The 18,015-nt window shown below is 60.0% G+C and carries 15 protein-coding genes; 11 read left to right on the forward strand and 4 right to left on the reverse strand.

Annotated features, from left to right (window positions below):
* Positions 1-307: 307 nt before the first annotated feature.
* Positions 308-1,738: a PTS glucose transporter subunit IIBC gene (gene ptsG, locus CAK78_RS09255; RefSeq protein WP_017779847.1), complete on the forward strand. Its 1,431-nt coding sequence runs from the start codon at positions 308-310 to the stop codon at positions 1,736-1,738.
* Positions 1,739-1,900: 162 nt separating this feature from the next.
* Here ptsG and CAK78_RS09260 read toward each other — a convergent pair whose 3' ends face one another.
* From CAK78_RS09260 to map, 4 genes are all read right to left on the reverse strand, one after another.
* On the reverse strand, positions 1,901-2,284 hold the full coding sequence (locus CAK78_RS09260) for a DUF3461 family protein (RefSeq protein ID WP_005303475.1): 384 nt from the start codon (positions 2,282-2,284) through the stop codon (positions 1,901-1,903).
* A gap of 127 nt (positions 2,285-2,411) precedes the next feature.
* Positions 2,412-3,239, reverse strand: a complete 828-nt coding sequence (gene dapD / locus CAK78_RS09265) for a 2,3,4,5-tetrahydropyridine-2,6-dicarboxylate N-succinyltransferase (RefSeq protein ID WP_005303473.1) — start codon at positions 3,237-3,239, stop codon at positions 2,412-2,414.
* A 184-nt stretch (positions 3,240-3,423) separates the two neighbouring features.
* Entirely contained in the window at positions 3,424-6,060 is a 2,637-nt protein-coding gene (gene glnD, locus CAK78_RS09270) for a bifunctional uridylyltransferase/uridylyl-removing protein GlnD (RefSeq protein WP_094697085.1), read from the reverse strand.
* Positions 6,061-6,145: 85 nt separating this feature from the next.
* Positions 6,146-6,934: a type I methionyl aminopeptidase gene (gene map, locus CAK78_RS09275; RefSeq protein ID WP_005303471.1), complete on the reverse strand. Its 789-nt coding sequence runs from the start codon at positions 6,932-6,934 to the stop codon at positions 6,146-6,148.
* A 361-nt stretch (positions 6,935-7,295) separates the two neighbouring features.
* Here map and rpsB point away from each other — a divergent pair, with 361 nt between their 5' ends.
* The 10 genes from rpsB to CAK78_RS09325 all read left to right on the forward strand — a co-directional run bounded on the left by rpsB (position 7,296) and on the right by CAK78_RS09325 (position 18,012).
* Positions 7,296-8,024 carry a 30S ribosomal protein S2 gene (gene rpsB / locus CAK78_RS09280; protein WP_005303470.1) on the forward strand — a complete coding sequence of 243 codons (729 nt, stop codon included), beginning with the start codon at positions 7,296-7,298 and terminating at the stop codon, positions 8,022-8,024.
* Between the two features lie 104 nt (positions 8,025-8,128).
* Positions 8,129-9,010 (forward strand): translation elongation factor Ts, encoded by an 882-nt coding sequence (gene tsf, locus CAK78_RS09285; RefSeq protein ID WP_005303460.1) that lies wholly within the window; start codon positions 8,129-8,131, stop codon positions 9,008-9,010.
* A gap of 71 nt (positions 9,011-9,081) precedes the next feature.
* Complete coding sequence (gene pyrH / locus CAK78_RS09290) at positions 9,082-9,816, forward strand: UMP kinase (RefSeq protein ID WP_005303458.1); 735 nt, start codon at positions 9,082-9,084, stop codon at positions 9,814-9,816.
* Between the two features lie 94 nt (positions 9,817-9,910).
* Entirely contained in the window at positions 9,911-10,468 is a 558-nt protein-coding gene (gene frr, locus CAK78_RS09295; protein ID WP_010634784.1) for a ribosome recycling factor, read from the forward strand.
* Between the two features lie 72 nt (positions 10,469-10,540).
* Positions 10,541-11,317, forward strand: a complete 777-nt coding sequence (gene uppS, locus CAK78_RS09300) for a polyprenyl diphosphate synthase (protein ID WP_094697086.1) — start codon at positions 10,541-10,543, stop codon at positions 11,315-11,317.
* Between the two features lie 26 nt (positions 11,318-11,343).
* Entirely contained in the window at positions 11,344-12,201 is an 858-nt protein-coding gene (locus CAK78_RS09305) for a phosphatidate cytidylyltransferase (RefSeq protein WP_005303453.1), read from the forward strand.
* A 63-nt stretch (positions 12,202-12,264) separates the two neighbouring features.
* Positions 12,265-13,458: a 1-deoxy-D-xylulose-5-phosphate reductoisomerase gene (gene ispC, locus CAK78_RS09310; protein WP_094697087.1), complete on the forward strand. Its 1,194-nt coding sequence runs from the start codon at positions 12,265-12,267 to the stop codon at positions 13,456-13,458.
* An 82-nt stretch (positions 13,459-13,540) separates the two neighbouring features.
* Positions 13,541-14,893: a sigma E protease regulator RseP gene (gene rseP / locus CAK78_RS09315; protein ID WP_094697088.1), complete on the forward strand. Its 1,353-nt coding sequence runs from the start codon at positions 13,541-13,543 to the stop codon at positions 14,891-14,893.
* Between the two features lie 34 nt (positions 14,894-14,927).
* Positions 14,928-17,351, forward strand: coding sequence for an outer membrane protein assembly factor BamA (gene bamA, locus CAK78_RS09320; protein WP_094697089.1), 2,424 nt, complete (start codon positions 14,928-14,930; stop codon positions 17,349-17,351).
* A gap of 148 nt (positions 17,352-17,499) precedes the next feature.
* Positions 17,500-18,012 (forward strand): OmpH family outer membrane protein, encoded by a 513-nt coding sequence (locus CAK78_RS09325; protein WP_094697090.1) that lies wholly within the window; start codon positions 17,500-17,502, stop codon positions 18,010-18,012.
* Positions 18,013-18,015 lie beyond the last annotated feature (3 nt).

Consider the following 18,015-nt stretch of genomic DNA (forward strand, 5'->3'; position numbering starts at 1 on the left):
GTATTAATTTGATTGGCTAAAATACAATGCGAAACAGCACTTTTCATATTTATGGCTTAGCATGAAGATGCCGAAATATATCTGTAATTAGCTGAAAATTCCCGCCGAAATTATCTTGTGATCTCCCCTCCAAATTTTTTATTCGCTTACCCCTGATGGAAGATATTTGCGATCTGCTGGGTTATATTCAGCTGGTAAAAATAAACAAACCCGCGTCGAATTCATGCCGATGAGAGATGATGTTGATGATCGTCTATAAATTGGACTGAAGCGTCTACGGTAAGACATTCCATTCAGGAGCGCACACATGTTAAAAAATGCTTTCTCTAATCTGCAAAAGGTCGGTAAGGCGCTGATGCTGCCAGTATCGGTCTTGCCCGTTGCAGGTATTCTGCTGGGGGTGGGTGCTGCCCACTTCAGCTGGTTGCCGGAAATTGTCTCCCAATTGATGGAGCAGGCCGGTGGTTCCGTATTTGGTCAGATGGCCCTGCTGTTCGCCGTGGGCGTGGCACTCGGCTTTACCAATAACGACGGCGTATCCGGTCTGTCAGCCATCGTTGGCTACGGCATCATGGTCGCCACCCTGAAGGTCATGGCGCCCGTGATGGGCGTCGAGACCATCGAAACCGGCGTCCTGGGCGGTATCCTCGCCGGTGGCGTGGCCGCCTGGGCGTTCAACCGCTTCTACAAGATCCAGTTGCCCGAGTATCTGGGCTTCTTCGCCGGCAAACGCGCCGTGCCCATCATCACCGGTTTCGTCTCCATCGGCCTGGGCGTGATCCTGTCCGTCATTTGGCCGCCGGTGGGCGCTGCCATCGGTGCCTTCTCCGACTGGGCTGCCAACCAGAACCCGGTACTGGCTTTCGGTATCTACGGCGTGGTTGAGCGCTCCCTGATCCCGTTCGGTCTGCACCACATCTGGAACGTGCCGTTCTTCTATCAGGCTGGTACCTGTGTCAACGCTGCCGGCGAAACCGTACACGGCATCATGACCTGCTTCCTGACTGCTGACGACGCCTCCCGCGCTGCCGGCAACGGCTTCGGTCAGCTGGCCGGTGGCTACCTGTTCAAGATGTTCGGTCTGCCTGCCGCCGCGTTTGCCATCGCGCACTCCGCCAAGCCGGAAAACCGCGCCAAGATCGTAGGTATCATGGCCTCTGCCGCCCTGACCTCTTTCCTGACCGGTATCACCGAGCCTATCGAGTTCTCCTTCCTGTTCATCGCCCCGGTACTGTACGCCATCCACGCCGTGCTGGCCGGTCTGGCCTACGTGCTGACCAACTCCCTGGGCGTGGTACACGGCCACACCTTCTCCAACGGCTTCATCGACTTCGTGGTGCAATCCCCGCGTGCCGATCACATGCTGCTGCTGGTGGGTCTGGGTCTGGTTTATGCCGTCATCTACTACGTGGTCTTCACCGTGGTCATCCGTGCCATGAACCTGAAGACTCCGGGTCGTGAAGATGAAACCGCTGAAGAGAGCGTTGGTCAGAGCAAGGACGAGATGTCTGCCGCACTGGTCACTGCCTTCGGTGGCAAGGAGAACATCGCTTCGCTGGACGCCTGCATCACCCGTCTGCGTGTCGGTGTGAAGGATGTGGCCAAGGTTGACCAGGCCGGTCTGAAGAAACTGGGCGCCGCCGGTGTGGTGGTTGCAGGTTCTGGCGTACAAGCCATCTTCGGTACCAAGTCCGACAACCTGAAAACCGACATGGACATCTGGATGAAGAGCAACTAATCCCTGCTTTCATTCCGAGTTCCGAAAAGGGAGGCGCAAGCCTCCCTTTTTGCTGGGCCGCGTTTGGGCGGTGGGGCATGTGCGGGGCTGGCCTGATGGCGCCTGTATGGTGTGACCCAATGAAAAAGGCGCCCGTGGGCGCCTTTGCTGCATCAGACCGGTTTAGAGCTTTTCCAGATCCCGCTCGATTTCGCTGATCTTGTTCTGCACCACTTTTTCCAGGTGACGCAGGTCGCGCAAGATCTTCTGCTTGATGTCCGGGTCGGCCTGCACGTGCACGCCCTGGGTCAGGTTGTCGAGCTCGTCCACCACGTATTTCAGATTGGCGTTGATCTCGGTGACATCCTTGTACTCATGGGTGCCCGAATCGACCAGCATGGTCTTGCGCTGGCGCGGGTATTTGAACTTGACGCTCTTGGCGAAAAACTCGCCCTTCTGCTTCTTGAAGTAGATCTTGAGGATGTCGTGGTTGGCCTCCTGGCGCAGGGTATAGCTGTCGACGGAGGCGGGATCCTGGATCCCCAGGCTCTTCAGATTCTCGTACATCAGGCTTCCTCGGTTTGAAACGATCCTGTCACGTCTATCTTAACCGAGCCGGTGTGGCTTGCCTGTGACAGGGGCGCCAAAATCAAAAGGGCGCCATCAGGCGCCCTTTGAATCACAGCAAAACCGCTTACTCGTCGATGGAACGCAGCAGGGCGTTGATGCCGACCTTGGCGCGGGTCTTGGCATCCACCTTCTTGACGATGACGGCGGCGTAGAGGCTGTACTTGCCGCACTTGGAGGGCAGGGAGCCGGAGACGACCACGGAGCCAGCCGGCACGCGGCCGTAGTGGATCTCGCCGGTTTCACGGTCATAGATGCGAGTGGACTGGCCGATGAAGACGCCCATGGAGATGACGGAGCCTTCCTCGACGATCACCCCTTCCACCACTTCGGAACGGGCACCGATGAAGCAGTTGTCCTCGATGATGGTCGGGTTGGCCTGCAGCGGCTCCAGCACGCCGCCGATGCCGACGCCGCCGGAGAGGTGCACGTTCTTGCCGATCTGGGCGCAGGAGCCCACGGTGGCCCAGGTGTCGACCATGGTGCCTTCATCGACGAAGGCGCCGATGTTGACGTAGGAGGGCATCAGCACGGTATTGGGCGCGATGAAGGAGCCTTTGCGGGCGGTGGCAGGGGGCACCACGCGCACACCGGCGGCCTTGAACTGCTCGGCGCTGTAGTCGGAGAACTTGAGGGGAACCTTGTCGTAGTACTGGGCATCGTCGCCCTTGATGATGCCGTTGTCATTGATGCGGAAGTAGAGCAGCACCGCCTTCTTCAACCACTGGTGCACCACCCACTCGCCGGCAATCTTCTCGGCGACACGGGCCTTGCCGGAATCCAGCAGGTCGATGGCTTGCAGGATGGCGGCCTTGGTGGCGGCATCGACGGAGCCGGGAGTGATGGAATCACGGCGCTCGAAGGCCGCTTCGATGATCTGTTGCAACTCGGTCATGACAGGTTTCCTTTAAAAAATTCCGTTTGTTGTATCACACTTTTCCAACTGTTTTTAAGGGCCCGGGCCGATTTCTTCACAAGAACGGCGATTTATTGTACTCGAGTGGCCCAACCACTTGTTATGACTGAAAAATCAGGCTGATAAACGGGGTCTTGTGAGGCCACCCCCCGGCGCCATGTGCCTACCCTTCAGCGCTCTCCAGAGGGTTGAGCTGATTGACCAGCCGCTCCTCCAGCGCCTGCTGCTCGGCCTGGGTCAGGGGGTCGCCGGCCAGGGTGGTGAGGCTGAAAAAATCCTCCACCCGCTCGCCGATGGTGGTGATCTTGGCGGCGTGCAGCGACAGGCCGCACTGCTGAAATACGGCACCGATGCGGGCCAGCAGGCCCGGGGTGTCGAGCGCGGTCAGCTCCAGCAGGGTGTGGCGGTTTTCCCCCTTGTGGGGCAGAAACACCACCCGGGTCGGTACGCTGAACTGGCGGTGGCGGCGCGACAGCGGTTTGCTGCGCAGCACCAGCTTGCCCGGCTCCTGCAGCGCCTTCTCCAGCGCCTTCTTGATGGTGGCGGTGCGGTTGGGGCTGATGGGCTCACCGTTGGGTTCGAGTACCACGAAGGTGTCGAGCACGTAGTCGCTGCGCGAATTCATGATCTGGGCATCGTGTATGTTGAGGTTCTTCTGATCCAGCGCCGATGCCACGGTGGCGAACAGATTCGGGGTGTCGCGACAGTAGATGAACACCTCGCTGCCGCCGCGGGTCGGGTGCTTGCCGATGATCACCAGCGGCGCCGGATTGTCGCCGTGCTCGATGATCTTGCGGCAGTGCCAGGCGATCTGTTCCGGGGTGTGGCGTAGGAAATAGTCGGCCTTGAAATCGCTCCAGAGCTGGTTGATGGCCTCTTCCGGCACGTCGCGCTGGGCCAGGAACTGCTTGGCCTGGCGCTGGTTTTCACGGATCCGCAGGCGCATGTCAGGCGGGTTTTCCAGTCCCTGGCGCAGCGCCTTCTGGGTGGCGAAGTAGAGCTCGCGCAGCAGGGTGCCTTTCCAGTCGTTCCAGAGGGTGTCGTTGGTGGCGCAGATATCCGCCACGGTCAGGCAGTAGAGCAGGTCGAGGTGCTGCTCGTCGCGCACCTTCTGGGCAAAATCGGTGACCACGTCCGGGTCGTAGATGTCGCGGCGCTGGGCGGTGACCGACATCAGCAGGTGGTGGCGCACCAGCCAGGCGACCAGCCGGCTCTCGTAGCGATCCAGACCGTGCAACTGGCAGAACTCCAGCGCATCGACGGCGCCGAGCTCGGAGTGATCGCCGCGCCGCCCCTTGGCGATATCGTGAAAGAGGGCGGCGATGCTGAGCAGCTCCGGCTTGCGTAGCCGGGTGAAGACCTCGTGGCAGAGCGGGTGGGTCTGGCGGCTGGCCGGGTTGGGAAACTGGTGGATGTTCTTGAGCAGCCGGTGGGTGTGTTCGTCCACCGTGTAGGCGTGGAACATGTCGAACTGCATCTGGCCGACGATAAGGTTCCACTGCGGCAGGTAGGCCGCCAGGATGCCGTACTTGTGCATCAGGCTGAGCGGTTGGCCGATGCCGTTGGGGTGGCGCAGCAGCGCCATGAACAGGCGGCGGCACTCCGGCAGGTCCTGCAGCCAGCAGTTGAGCTTGCGGCGCGCCTCGCGCAGCTGGCGCAGGGTGGCGGAGTGGATGCCGGCAATCTCCGGGTGCTGGGCAATCTGGTAGAAGAGGCGCAGGATGGCGGCGGGATCGCGGCCGAACAGCTCGCTATCCACCGCATCGATGAGGCGCCCGCGCAGCTGGAACTCGTCGGAGAGGCGGCGCACGTCCATGGCGGTGTTGCCGAGGATCGCCTCGTCAAACAGCTGCAGCAGCATCTCGTTGAGCTCGGAGACCCGTCGCACCGTCTGATAGAAGCGCTTCATCATCTGCTCGACCGGGGCGTTGCCTTCCCCCTCGAAGCCCAGCATCTGGGCCACGGTGCGCTGGCGATCGAACAGCAGCCGGTTGTCGCCCTTGTTGATGGCCATGTGCAGGGCGAAGCGCACCTTCCAGAGGAAATTCTGGCAGTCGAGCAGTTCACGATACTCGGCCCGGTTGAGAAAACCGTGGCTGGTCATCTCGAACAGGGTGGTGGCGCCGAAGTGGCGGCGGGCCACCCAGGCCAGGGTCTGGATGTCGCGCAGCCCCCCCGGATTGCACTTGAGATCCGGTTCGAGCTTGTAGGCGGTGCCGAGAAACTGCTGATGGCGCTGGGCCTGCTCTTCGCGCTTGGCCTTGAAGAACTGCTCGCTCGGCCAGAAGTGCTGGGGGCCGGTGGCCTCCTTGAGCTGCTGGAAGCCCGCCTCGCGGCCGGTGATGTAGCGCGCCTCGATAAGGTTGGTGGCGACCGTGATGTCGCCGCGCCCCTGCTCGATGCACTCGCGCACGTTGCGCACCGCCTGGCCCACCTCGAGCTTGAGATCCCATAACAGGGTGATGAACTCGCCGATGCGCAGCCCCAGCACCTCGTCCAGCTCGTCCCCTTCATAGAGGATCAGCAGATCGATGTCGGAGTGGGGGTGCAGCTCGCCGCGGCCATAGCCTCCCACTGCGATCAGGGTGAGCTCCGTCTTGTCGAAGCCGAATTTCTGCCACAGCCGGGTCAGCAGCTGGTCCATGTATTCGGAGCGGGTGGCCACCAGTTCGATGATGTTGTCACCGGCGTCGAAGCGGGCGTGCAGCCAGCCGAGAAAACGGCTCAGGTACTCCTTGCAGTTCTCGCGGGTGAGCTGATCGTCGGGCAGCAGGTGGGGGGAAAGCAGGCTGGCATCCATGGCGTCTCACACTCTTGTCGCAGGCCGTCGTGCGGGGCCTGCGGCTGATAAAAACAAAACCCCGGCGAGGGGCCGGGGTTTGATGTTAACCGTGTTTGATGAGACGGTCGATAGTGTCGTCCGGGCGCAGGGTCAGCACCTCGCAGCCATCCTCGGTCACCAGCAGGGTGTGCTCCCACTGGGCGGAGTCGCCGCCATCCTTGGTAGTCACGGTCCAGCCATCCTTCGGGTTGACCTTGCAGTGATACTTCTTGCTGTTGACCATGGGCTCGATGGTGAAGCACATGCCCGGTTTGAGCTCCAGCTTGCCGCCGTTGCGGTAGTGCAGGATCTGCGGCTCTTCGTGGAACTCGGCCCCGATGCCGTGACCGCAGTAGTCACGTACCACGGAGAATCCGGCCTTCTCGACGATGGGCTGGATCACGGCGCCGATCTCGGTGATGCACATGCCCGGACGCACCTGCTTGATGGCGGCGTAGAGGCTCTCCTGAGCCACCTTGCAGAGCTGGCGGCGCAGCGGGGTGGTCTCGCCCACGATGAACATGGCGGAGGTATCACCGTGGTAGCCATCCTTGATGACGGTGATGTCGAGGTTGATGATGTCACCCTCGCGCAGCTTCTTGTGGTTCGGGATGCCGTGGCAGATCACATCGTTCACCGAGGTGCAGATGGACTTGGGGAATCCATGGTAGTTGAGCGGGGCAGGGATGGCCTGCTGCACGTCGACCATGTAGTTGTGGCAGATGGTGTTCAGTTCGTCGGTGGTGACGCCCGCCTTGACGTGGGGGGCGATCATGACCAGCACATCGGCGGCCAGCTGGCCGGCAACGCGCATCTTTTCAATCTCTTCCGGTGTCTTGATTTTAATGGACATGGGATCTCTCTTGGGACCTGACCGCGCACCCTGTGATGTCCGGCAATCAGGTAATGAAAAATAGATGCGTTTGCAATCAGGCCAAAATTTTATCCCCAACCCCCGTTTACTTCCAGTGTGATTGTCATCACAGCGTCAAATCGGTGCCGCAACCTGCTCGGCAGGGATCCATTTTTAGCGGTGCGGCTGGTGGTGTCCTGACCAAAGTTATGGTATAAAGCGCGCCGGAATGGGGAACTTGTCTCCCCGTACCATCACCCTTACTTAAACAACACACACACATCGACACATATGCCGGGGTGCCTTAACGGGTCGGTTATATGGGATGTGTGGAGGCCTAACCCCAATACAGAGGTATAAAATGGCTAAAGTTTCTATGCGCGACATGCTGCAAGCCGGCGTTCACTTCGGTCACCAGACTCGTTACTGGAACCCGAAAATGAAATCCTACATCTTCGGTGCCCGCAGCAAGGTTCACATCATCAACCTGGAAAAAACCGTTCCGATGTTTGACGATGCCATGAACTTCATCAGCTCCGTAGCTGCCAAGAAGGGCAAGGTACTGTTCGTAGGTACCAAGCGTGCCGCGTCTGAAGCCGTAAAAGAAGCCGCTGAGCGTTGCGACCAGTTCTATGTTAACCACCGCTGGCTGGGCGGCATGCTGACCAACTGGAAAACCGTTCGTCAGTCCATCAAGCGCCTGAAAGATCTGGAAACCCAGAGCCAAGACGGTACCTTCGACAAGCTGACCAAGAAAGAGGCGCTGATGCGTACTCGCGAAATGGAAAAGCTGGAGAAGAGCCTGGGTGGTATCAAGAACATGGGCGGCCTGCCTGACGTTCTGTTCGTTGTCGATGCCGACCACGAGCACATCGCTATCAAAGAAGCCAACAACCTGGGTATCCCGGTAGTTTCCATCGTTGATACCAACTCCAACCCGGACGGCGTTGACTATGTCATCCCGGGTAACGACGACGCTATCCGTGCCGTTCAGCTGTACCTGAATGCTGCTGCTGACACCGTACTGGAAGCTCGCGCTCAGGACATCGTTGTTCAAGCCGAACAAGATGGCTTCGTTGAAGCTGAGTAATTGATAAGGACTGCAAAGCCCTTATTAACCAAGCTGATGTAATTGGTTAGCAGGGGCCCTTGTGGCCCCTGTTTCTTGTCAATTCAAGACCGAGGATACTGGACATGGCAAACATTTCTGCCGCCCTGGTAAAAGAACTGCGCGAGCGCACCGCCGCTGGCATGATGGATTGCAAAAAAGCACTGGAAGAAGCCAACGGTGATATCGAACTGGCTATCGAAAACATGCGCAAATCCGGTCAGGCCAAAGCCGCCAAGAAAGCTGGCCGTATCGCCGCTGAAGGTGTGATCTTCGCCCGTACCGAAGGCAACGTTGCCGTCATGATCGAGCTGAACTGCGAGACTGACTTCGTTTCCAAGGATGCCGGCTTCCTGGCCATGGGTCAGAAAATCGTTGAGATCGCCGCTACCCAGAAGATTGCTGACGTTGACGCGCTGAAAGCCGCCGACTTCGGCAACGGCGAGTCCGTAGAGCTGACCATCACCAACCTGATCGCCAAGATCGGTGAGAACATGAACCTGCGTCGCGTGATGCTGGTTGAAGGTGACAACCTGGGCACCTACGTTCACGGTTCCCGTATCGGTGTTATCACCAAGCTGGTCGGCGGTACCGACGAGCTGGCCAAAGATCTGGCCATGCACGTTGCAGCCAACAGCCCGCAATTCGTCAAGCCGGAAGATGTGTCTGCCGACGTCGTTGCCAAAGAGCGCGAAATCCAGATCGACATCGCCATCAACTCCGGCAAGCCGAAAGAGATCGCCGAGAAGATGGTTGAAGGCCGCATGAAGAAGTTCACCGGTGAGGTTTCCCTGACTGGTCAGCCGTTCGTGAAGGATCCTTCCATGACTGTTGCCGAGCTGCTGAAGAAAGAAGGCGCTGACGTTGTTTCCTTCACCCGTTTCGAAGTGGGCGAAGGCATCGAGAAGCAAGAGACCGATTTCGCTGCAGAAGTAGCAGCTCAAATCGCGGCCGCTCAAAAGGCCTAATCGAACCGGTTTTTCCGTTTCCCCAGACCGCGACTTATGTCGCGGTCTTTATATGACCAGGAATCAGTGACATGAGTACCAATCCCAAGCCTGCATACAGACGTGTTCTTCTGAAGTTGAGTGGTGAAGCCCTGCAAGGATCCGAGGGTTTTGGCATTGATCCGGCGGTGCTGGATCGGATGGCCCAAGAGATCAAAGAACTGGTTGAGCTGGGTGTTCAGGTCGGTCTGGTCATCGGTGGCGGCAACCTGTTCCGTGGTGCCGGTCTTGCCAAGGCGGGCATGAACCGCGTGGTGGGCGACCACATGGGTATGCTGGCTACCGTGATGAACGGTCTGGCCATGCGTGATGCCCTGCATCGTGCTTATGTGAATGCCCGTCTGATGTCTGCCATCTCCCTGCAAGGCATCTGTGACTCCTATGTCTGGGCTGAAGCCATCAGCCAGCTGCGCGCCGGCAAGGTGGTGATCTTCTCCGCCGGTACCGGCAACCCCTTCTTTACTACCGATTCTGCGGCCTGTCTGCGCGGGATCGAGATCGAAGCTGACGTCGTGCTCAAGGCCACCAAGGTGGATGGCGTGTTCACGGATGATCCGGTCAAGAACCCGGATGCCGTGCTGTACCATGAGCTGAGTTATGATGAAGTTCTTGAAAAAGAACTCAAAGTGATGGATCTTGCTGCTTTTACTCTGGCCCGCGACCACGATCTGCCGATCCGGGTGTTCAACATGAACAAGCCGGGTGCGCTGCGTCGGGTGATCATGGGTGAGCCGGAAGGTACCCTGATCCACCATGTCAGCAAGTGAGACAAGCGTGAGCTCCGGCTCGTTTGTCCATGACGCCAGCAAATAAGATAGATACGGGCCGGTAGACGGCTCGTTCGCCAAAAGGAAAACCACTGTGATCAACGAGATTAAAAACGACGCCAAGGACCGTATGGGCAAGAGTGTCGAGTCGCTCAAGACCCAGATGTCCAAGATCCGCACCGGCCGCGCTCACCCGAGCCTGCTCGACGGCATCCAGGTGGAGTATTACGGTGCCGCCACTCCTCTGAAACAGTTGGCCAACGTGGTGGCAGAAGATGCCCGCACCCTCTCCATCTCCATCTTCGATCGCTCCATGATCCAGGCGGTGGAAAAGGCCATCCTGACCTCCGATCTGGGCCTGAACCCGTCCAGCAACGGCCAGACCCTGCGGGTGCCGCTGCCGCCGCTGACCGAAGAGCGCCGCCGCGACCTGACCAAGATCGTGCGTGCCGAAGCGGAAGGTGCCCGGGTTGCCATTCGCAACATCCGTCGCGATGCCAATGCCGATCTGAAAGCGCTGCTCAAAGACAAAGAGATCTCCGAAGACGACGACCGTCGTGCCCAGGAAGAGATCCAGAAGTTGACCGATTCCTTCATCAAGCTGGTAGACGATGCGCTGGCCGTGAAGGAAAAGGAGCTAATGGAAATCTAAGCCTCTGACAGGTATATTACGAGCGCCGTGTAGTGCCCCTGCACGGCGCTTTTGTCTTTGTGGGAGAAATGAATGTCGCTTTTGGCAGCCGTAGGTGATTGTGCCAATTCGTCCTTGCCTCGTCACGTCGCCATCATCATGGATGGCAACGGACGCTGGGCCCAGAACCGTGGCAAGATGCGGGTCTATGGCCACAAGGCCGGCGTGAAGTCCGTTCGCGAGGCGGTGACCTTTGCCGCGCGTGCCAAGCTGGATGCGCTCACCCTGTTTGCGTTTTCCAGCGAGAACTGGCGCCGTCCGGAAGGGGAGGTCAGCGCCCTGATGGAGCTGTTCATGACGGTGCTGGGTCGTGAGGTGCAGAAGCTGCACAGCAACGGCATTCGGCTCAAGGTGATCGGTGATACCGCCCGCTTCAGCGAACGGCTGCAGGCCAAAATCGCCAAAGCGGAGGCGCTGACCGCCAACAACAGGGGGCTGACCCTCAACATCGCCGCCAATTACGGTGGCCAGTGGGACATCAGCCAGGCGGCCCGCAAGCTGGCCACGGCAGTGGCGGCGGGTGAATTGTCGGCCGACCAGATTGATGAAACCCTGCTTGGCCGCGAAGTGTGCATGGCCGACCTGCCGCCGGTGGATCTGCTGATCCGTACCGGTGGCGATCATCGCATCAGCAACTTCGTGCTGTGGCAGCTCGCCTATGCCGAGCTCTATTTTACCCCGGTGCTGTGGCCCGACTTCGGCGAAGCCGAGTTCAGCGAGGCCGTGGCCTCCTTCGTCTCCCGTGAGCGCCGTTTTGGCTGCACCGGTGAACAGATCCGGGAATTGATCGCCGAGCAACAGACCGGCTAACCCCCCTCCCAAGAGAGAGGCTTCTTTTGCTAAAACAACGAATTATTACCGCATTGCTACTGGTTCCCCTGGTGTTGGGAGCCCTCTTTTTTCTGCCGTTGAAATTCTTTGCTCTGTTGGCATCCCTGGTATTTCTGTTGGCCAGCCGCGAGTGGAGTGGTTTTGTCTCCGCCAAGCCGCAGCAGTGGCTGCCGCTGGTCTATTGCCTGCTGCTCGGTGCCAGCCTGTTCTGGCTGCCGGTGGAGCAGCTGTGGACACCCCACCTGCATCCGCTGGTGATGGGCGTGCTCTGGACCGCCGTCAGCTGGTGGTTGCTGGGGCTGCTGCTGGTGCTGCGCTACCCCCAGAGCGCCAAGCTGTGGAAGGAGTCCATCTGGCTCAAATCCCTGTTCGGTCTGGTGACCCTGGTGCCCTTCTTCTGGTCCCTGGTGGCCATCCGTGGTTACAACTTCTATCACGACCCCATGATGGGGGCCTGGATCCTGCTGTTCGTGATGGGACTGGTCTGGGCGGCAGATTCTGGCGCGTATTTTTTCGGCAAGGCGTTCGGCAAACACAAGCTGGCGCCGGCCGTGAGCCCGGGTAAAACCATCGAAGGCATGTGTGGCGGCCTGTTTACCGCCAGCCTGCTGGCGGTGGGGGTGACCTGGTTCATGGGCTTCGTGCCCGCCAAGATGGCCATCGTGCTGTTCTGCTCCCTGCTGGCGGTGCTCGCCTCTGTGCTCGGTGACCTGACCGAGAGCATGTTCAAGCGCGAGGCCGGCATCAAGGATTCAGGGACCCTGCTGCCCGGTCACGGCGGCATTCTCGACCGTATCGACAGCCTGACCGCCGCCCTGCCGGTATTCCTGCTCAGCTACCTGCTGCTCAGCCAGGAGTTCTGATGGACTGCCCGATGATCCGGCAGGCCGCAGGTGCCATCCATTCGTCATACAGCGGGAGTTTTGATGCATAACCTGGTGATTCTGGGAGCCTCCGGCTCCATTGGTCAGAGTACGCTCAAGGTACTGCGGCACAATCCTGGGCGCTGGCAGGTGCTGGCGCTGACGGCGGCCCGCAGCGTGGATGCCATGCTGCGCGACTGCCTCGAGTTTTCCCCCCGTTTCGCCGTCATGGTGGACGAGGCTGCGGCTGCCGAGCTGGCCGGTCAACTCAAGACCCACGGCAGCGCCACCCGGGTGCTGTCCGGTCCGGCCGCCCTGTGTGACGTGGCCGCTCACCCCGATGCCCACAGCGTGATGGCGGCCATCGTCGGTGCCGCCGGGCTTGCGCCCACCATGGCCGCCGTGCGGGCCGGCAAGCGCATCCTGCTGGCCAACAAGGAGGCGCTGGTGATGTCCGGTGCCTTCTTCATGGAGGCGGTACACGAGCACGGTGCCGAGCTGCTGCCCATCGACAGCGAACACAACGCCATTTTCCAGTGCCTGCCCGAGGCCATTCAGCGCCAGCCGGGCTTTTGCGATCTGGCGGGGGCGGGGATCAGCAAGATCCTGCTGACCGGCTCCGGCGGCCCGTTTCGCTACACCGACATCGGCGAGCTGGCCCATGTCACCCCGGCCCAGGCCATCGCCCATCCCAACTGGTCCATGGGGGCCAAGATCTCGGTCGACTCCGCTACCATGATCAACAAGGGGCTGGAGTATATCGAGGCGCGCTGGCTGTTCAACGCGGCGCCCGAGCAGATCCAGGTGGTGATCCATCCGCAGTCGGTCATCCACTCCATGGTGCAGTACAAGGACGGCTCCGTGCTGGCCCAGCTCGGCAACCCGGACATGTGCACCCCCATCGCCCACGCCCTGGCCTATCCGGCTCGGGTCGAGTCCAGTGTGGAACCTTTGGACTTCTTCAGTGTCGGAGAGTTCAGCTTTATCCGTCCCGACTATGAGCGCTATCCCTGCCTGGCGCTGGCCATGAGTGCCTGCCGGCAGGGGCAGGCCGCGACCACGGCCCTCAATGCCGCCAACGAGGAGGCCGTAGCGGCTTTCCTTGCAGAGCGGATCGGTTTTATGGATATTGCCAGAGTCAATGAGGCCACCATGCTCGCCCTGGGCGGCACGGATGTCGGCTCGCTGGACGATTTGATTGCGCTGGATGGGGCGGCCCGTGCCCGTGCTCACAATTTGATTGAGGAGCTTAGCTGATGAGAAGTATTTCGTGGCATTGTGCTGCCTTCACCCTGATTGTCGGAGACAGGACCATGCATGAATGCGAGGTGATGGGCTGATGGGCGGTGTGTTGTGGAACATAGGTGCCTTTATCGTTGCCCTCGGGCTGCTGGTTGCGGTACATGAATTCGGCCACTTCTGGGTGGCCCGCCGCTGCGGCGTCAAGGTCGAGCGCTTCTCCATCGGCTTTGGCAAGGCCATCTGGCGCCGGCTCGGCAAGGATGGCACCGAGTACGTGCTGGCCCTGATCCCCCTTGGCGGTTACGTCAAGATGCTGGACGGCCGGGTCGACGAGCTCAAGCCCGGTGACGAGCAGTACGCCTTCAACCACAAGAGCGTCTGGGCGCGGATGGCCATCGTCGCAGCCGGCCCCATGGCCAACTTCGTGTTTGCCCTGTTCGCCCTCTGGCTGATGTTCATGATCGGCGTCCCCGCCGTCAAACCCGTGGTGGGCGAGGTGCGTCCCGCCTCCATCGTGGCTGCGGCCGGGGTAGAGCCCGGCATGGAGATCGTCGGCGTCGGCGGCGAGGAGACAGGTGACTGGGAGAGCGTGACCTATGCCCTCATCAGCCACCTTGGCGATGACTCGGTCCAGCTCAAGCTCAAGGCGGCCAACACCAGCTATGCGGTGGACAAGACCCTGCAGCTGGCCGGCTGGAAGTTTGATCCCGACAAGGAGTCTCCCATCGGGAGCCTCGGGATAGTGCCCCTCGGTGGCAAGGTGCTGCCGGTGGTCGATGCGGTGGTGGCAGCGAGCGCCAGCGAGAAGGCCGGCCTTCAGGTTGGTGATCGCATCAAGCGGGTAGGGGATGAGGCGATCACCGAGTGGGCCCAGTTTGTCCACCAGGTGCAGCAGTCGCCCGGGCAGCCGCTTGAGGTGACCGTCGAGCGGGCGGGCAGCGAGCTGACCCTGACCCTGACTCCGGATGCCAAGAAGGTGCGGGGTCAGCTGGTCGGTTTCGTCGGCCTGTCGCCGCAACTGGTTCCATTACCGGATGAGTATCGGATTCTGTTACAGTATGGGCCTTTGCAAGCCCTGTGGCAGGGCGCCCAGAAGACCTGGAGCCTGACCACCCTGACCTTCGACATGATCGGCAAGCTGATCGGTGGCATCGTCTCGCTGGACAACCTGAGCGGCCCCATCTCCATTGCCAAGGGGGCGGGCAGCAGTGCCGACTATGGACTGGTCTATTTCCTCGGCTTCCTGGCGCTCATCAGCGTCAACCTGGGGATCATCAACCTGTTCCCCCTGCCGGTGCTGGATGGTGGCCATCTGGTCTACTTCCTCATCGAGGCGGTCACCGGCAAGCCGGTATCGGAAAAAATTCAGGAAGTGGGTTTCCGGATTGGCGCCGCCATTCTGATGTTACTGATGGGTATTGCGCTGTTTAATGATTTCGCTCGCCTCTGAGGCCAGAGCATCAACAAGGACACATAAGAACAAAATGGCTGTTAAAAAAGCATTGGTGTTGAGTTGCCTGCTGGGTGCCAGTTTCCTGGCCCAGGCGGCCCCTGCCTCTTTTGTGGTGCAAGATATTCAGGTTGAAGGTCTGCAGCGGGTGACCCTGGGTGCCGCCCTGTTGAACCTGCCGATCCGGGTTGGCGATTCCGTCGACTCCGTCGCGCTGGCCAACGCCATCAAGAAGCTCTATGCCTCCGGCAACTTCGAGGACGTCAAGGTCTACCGCGACGGCCAGGTACTGCAGGTGATGGTCAAGGAGCGGCCGACCATCTCCAGCATCGAATTCTCCGGCAACAAGGACATCAAGGAAGAGCAGCTGACCCAGAGTCTGGAGTCCTCCGGCATCCGGGTGGGTGATCCCCTCGATCGTACCGTGCTGAGCTCCCTCGAGAAGGGGCTGGAAGATTTCTACTACGGCGTGGGCAAGTACTCCGCCAAGGTCAAGGCCATCGTCACCCCGCTGCCGCGCAACCGGGTCGACCTCAAGTTCACCTTCGTGGAAGGGGAAGCGGCCAAGATCCAGCAGATCAACATCGTCGGCAACAATGTCTTCCCGGAAGAGAAGCTGCTGGCCCAGCTTTCCCTCAAGGATGACGTGCCCTGGTGGAACTTCACCGGCGACCAGCGCTACCAGAAGCAGAAGCTGGCAGGCGACATCGAAACCCTGCGCTCCTACTACATGGACCGCGGCTACATCCGCTTCCAGCAGGAGTCCACCCAGGTCTCCATGACCCCGGACAAGAAGGGGGTCTACGTCACCCTCAACGTCAAGGAAGGGGATCAATACAAGGTCTCCGGCATCCAGCTCAAGGGCGATCTGATCGATCGCGGCGGCGAGATGAAGGGGCTCATCCCCATTGAGACCGGCAGCATCTACTCTGCCAGCCAGGTGACCCACACCGAAGAGGTGCTCTCCAAGTTCCTCGGTCGCTACGGCTACGCCTACCCGAAAGTGGTCACCTTCCCGCAGGTCAACGACCAGACCAAGGAAGTGGAGCTCATCGTCAACATCGAGCCGGGCCCGCGCGTCTACGTGCGCAACATCAACTTCAGTGGCAACGTCACCACCAAGGACGAAGTGCTGCGTCGCGAGATGCGTCAGATGGAGGGCACCTGGCTCTCCTCCGACAGCGTCGAGCAGTCCAAGACCCGCCTCAACCGCCTCGGCTTCTTCGAGAGCGCCGAAGTGGACACCAAGCGGGTGCCGGGCAGCGATGACCAGGTCGATCTGGACTTCAAGGTCAAGGAGCAGCCTGCCGGTTCCATCAACGCCGGCGTGGGCTACGGTACCGAGTCGGGCCTGAGCCTGCAGGCGGGCCTGCAGCAGGACAACTTCATGGGGACCGGCAAGAAGATCGGCATCTCCGCCAGTACCAACAAGTATTCCAAGAGCGTCGACCTCAGCTACAACGATCCCTACTTCACCGTGGACGGGGTCAGCTTGGGCGGTCGTCTCTACTACAACCAGTTCAGTGCGGCCGACGCCAACATCGTGGACTACGAGAACACCACCATCGGCTTCCGCCTCTCCAGTGGTTTCCCGGTCAACGAGAACAACCGTCTCGATTTCAGCCTCGGGGTCGAAAACAACAAACTGTCCCAGCCCAACCCCTATCTACAGGTGGATGAGTTCTGGAAGGTGTACAGCAAGAACAAGGATGGCGACAACCGCATGGTGTTCAACACCGTCGACGTCACCGCCGGCTGGACCCGTTCCACCCTCAACAAGGGCCAGTTCCCGACCGCAGGTGATCGTCAGCGGGTCAACGCCAAGGTGACCGTGCCTGGCATGGATCTGCAGTACTTCAAGCTCAACGCCGAAGACGCGCACTACTTCCCGTTCGATGCGGATCACAAGTGGGTGCTGATGGCCAAGGCGCGTGCCTCCTACGGCAACGGCTACGGCAGCAACGGCAACTATGATCACGTACTGCCGTTCTTCGAGAACTACTTCGCCGGTGGTTTCGACACCCTGCGCGGCTTCAAGAGCAACACGGTCGGTCCGAAGGCGCTCTACTACTACAACCTGAGCGGCAACGACGTCATCCAGGGTACCGACAGCTCGGTGGGCGGCAACGCCCTGGCGGTCGCCTCCCTCGAGATGATAGTGCCGACGCCGTTTGCGTCCGAGACCTATCAGCCGCAGCTGCGGACCAGCTTCTTCATTGATGCCGGCTCCGTGTGGGATACCACCTTCGACTATGACCAGTACCGCAACCGTTGCTTCAGCGGCTGCAACTATCTGGCCGACTATTCGGATCCGACCAACTACCGCGCTTCGGCCGGTCTGTCGCTGCAGTGGCTCTCCCCGATGGGCCCGCTGGTGTTTGCGATTGCCCGTCCGCTCAAGGAGTACGAGGGCGACCGGACCGAGTTCTTCTCATTCAACATCGGCCGTACCTTCTAAGGACGGACCTTGCCCCCACCCAATGGTGGGGGTATTCAATGATGGGACGCGCAGCCTGCGTGCCTCACCAGGTAACAAGTCGGTCCGGGTACCACTTGCATAATCAGGTAAATCAGGTAGCCCTCACATGAGGGAACAAGGAGTAAGTGTGAATAAAGCGTTGAAAGTAGCTGGTTTGAGTTTTGCACTGATGGCTGCCGGCATGGGCTCCGCCTTGGCCGAGACCAAGATCGCCGTGGTCGACATGGGCGAAATCTTCCAGAAGCTGCCCCAGCGTGAAGCCGTCTCCAAGAAGCTGAAAGGCGAATTCGAGCCGCGCATGCGCGAGCTGCAGAAGCTGGAGGCCGATGGTCAGAAACTGGTCGAGAAGTTCAAGAAGGACGAAGCCTTTATGAGCGCCGAGCAGAAAAAGCAAAGCCAGGAGAAGCTGGCCAAGCTGCAGATGGAGTTCAACCAGAAGCGTCAGGCGTTTGAACAGGACAACGGTCGCCGTCAGTCCGAAGAGCGCAACAAGATCCTGACCAAGGTGCAGGCTGCCATCGACTCCATCGCCAAGAGCAATGGTTACGATCTGGTGCTGGAGCGCAACGCCGCCCCGTACGCCGCCAGCAAGCTGGACATCTCTGCCCAGGTTATTTCTCAGGTAAGCAAGAGCAACTAATTG

The sequence above is a fragment of the Aeromonas sp. A35_P genome, from assembly GCF_002259925.1.
Taxonomy (GTDB): Bacteria; Pseudomonadota; Gammaproteobacteria; order Enterobacterales; family Aeromonadaceae; genus Aeromonas; species Aeromonas dhakensis.

Bases quoted from the DNA above. Each gene is read 5' to 3' on its own strand.
- tsf (WP_005303460.1), top strand. From the start codon at position 8,129: ATGGCAAACATTTCTGCCGCCCTGGTAAAAGAACTGCGCGAGCGCACC.
- rseP (WP_094697088.1), top strand. From the start codon at position 13,541: ATGGGCGGTGTGTTGTGGAACATAGGTGCCTTTATCGTTGCCCTCGGG.
- uppS (WP_094697086.1), top strand. From the start codon at position 10,541: ATGTCGCTTTTGGCAGCCGTAGGTGATTGTGCCAATTCGTCCTTGCCT.
- pyrH (WP_005303458.1), top strand. From the start codon at position 9,082: ATGAGTACCAATCCCAAGCCTGCATACAGACGTGTTCTTCTGAAGTTG.
- dapD (WP_005303473.1), bottom strand. From the start codon at position 3,239: ATGACCGAGTTGCAACAGATCATCGAAGCGGCCTTCGAGCGCCGTGAT.
- bamA (WP_094697089.1), top strand. From the start codon at position 14,928: ATGGCTGTTAAAAAAGCATTGGTGTTGAGTTGCCTGCTGGGTGCCAGT.
- CAK78_RS09260 (WP_005303475.1), bottom strand. From the start codon at position 2,284: ATGTACGAGAATCTGAAGAGCCTGGGGATCCAGGATCCCGCCTCCGTC.
- ptsG (WP_017779847.1), top strand. From the start codon at position 308: ATGTTAAAAAATGCTTTCTCTAATCTGCAAAAGGTCGGTAAGGCGCTG.
- map (WP_005303471.1), bottom strand. From the start codon at position 6,934: ATGTCCATTAAAATCAAGACACCGGAAGAGATTGAAAAGATGCGCGTT.
- rpsB (WP_005303470.1), top strand. From the start codon at position 7,296: ATGGCTAAAGTTTCTATGCGCGACATGCTGCAAGCCGGCGTTCACTTC.
- ispC (WP_094697087.1), top strand. From the start codon at position 12,265: ATGCATAACCTGGTGATTCTGGGAGCCTCCGGCTCCATTGGTCAGAGT.
- glnD (WP_094697085.1), bottom strand. From the start codon at position 6,060: ATGGATGCCAGCCTGCTTTCCCCCCACCTGCTGCCCGACGATCAGCTC.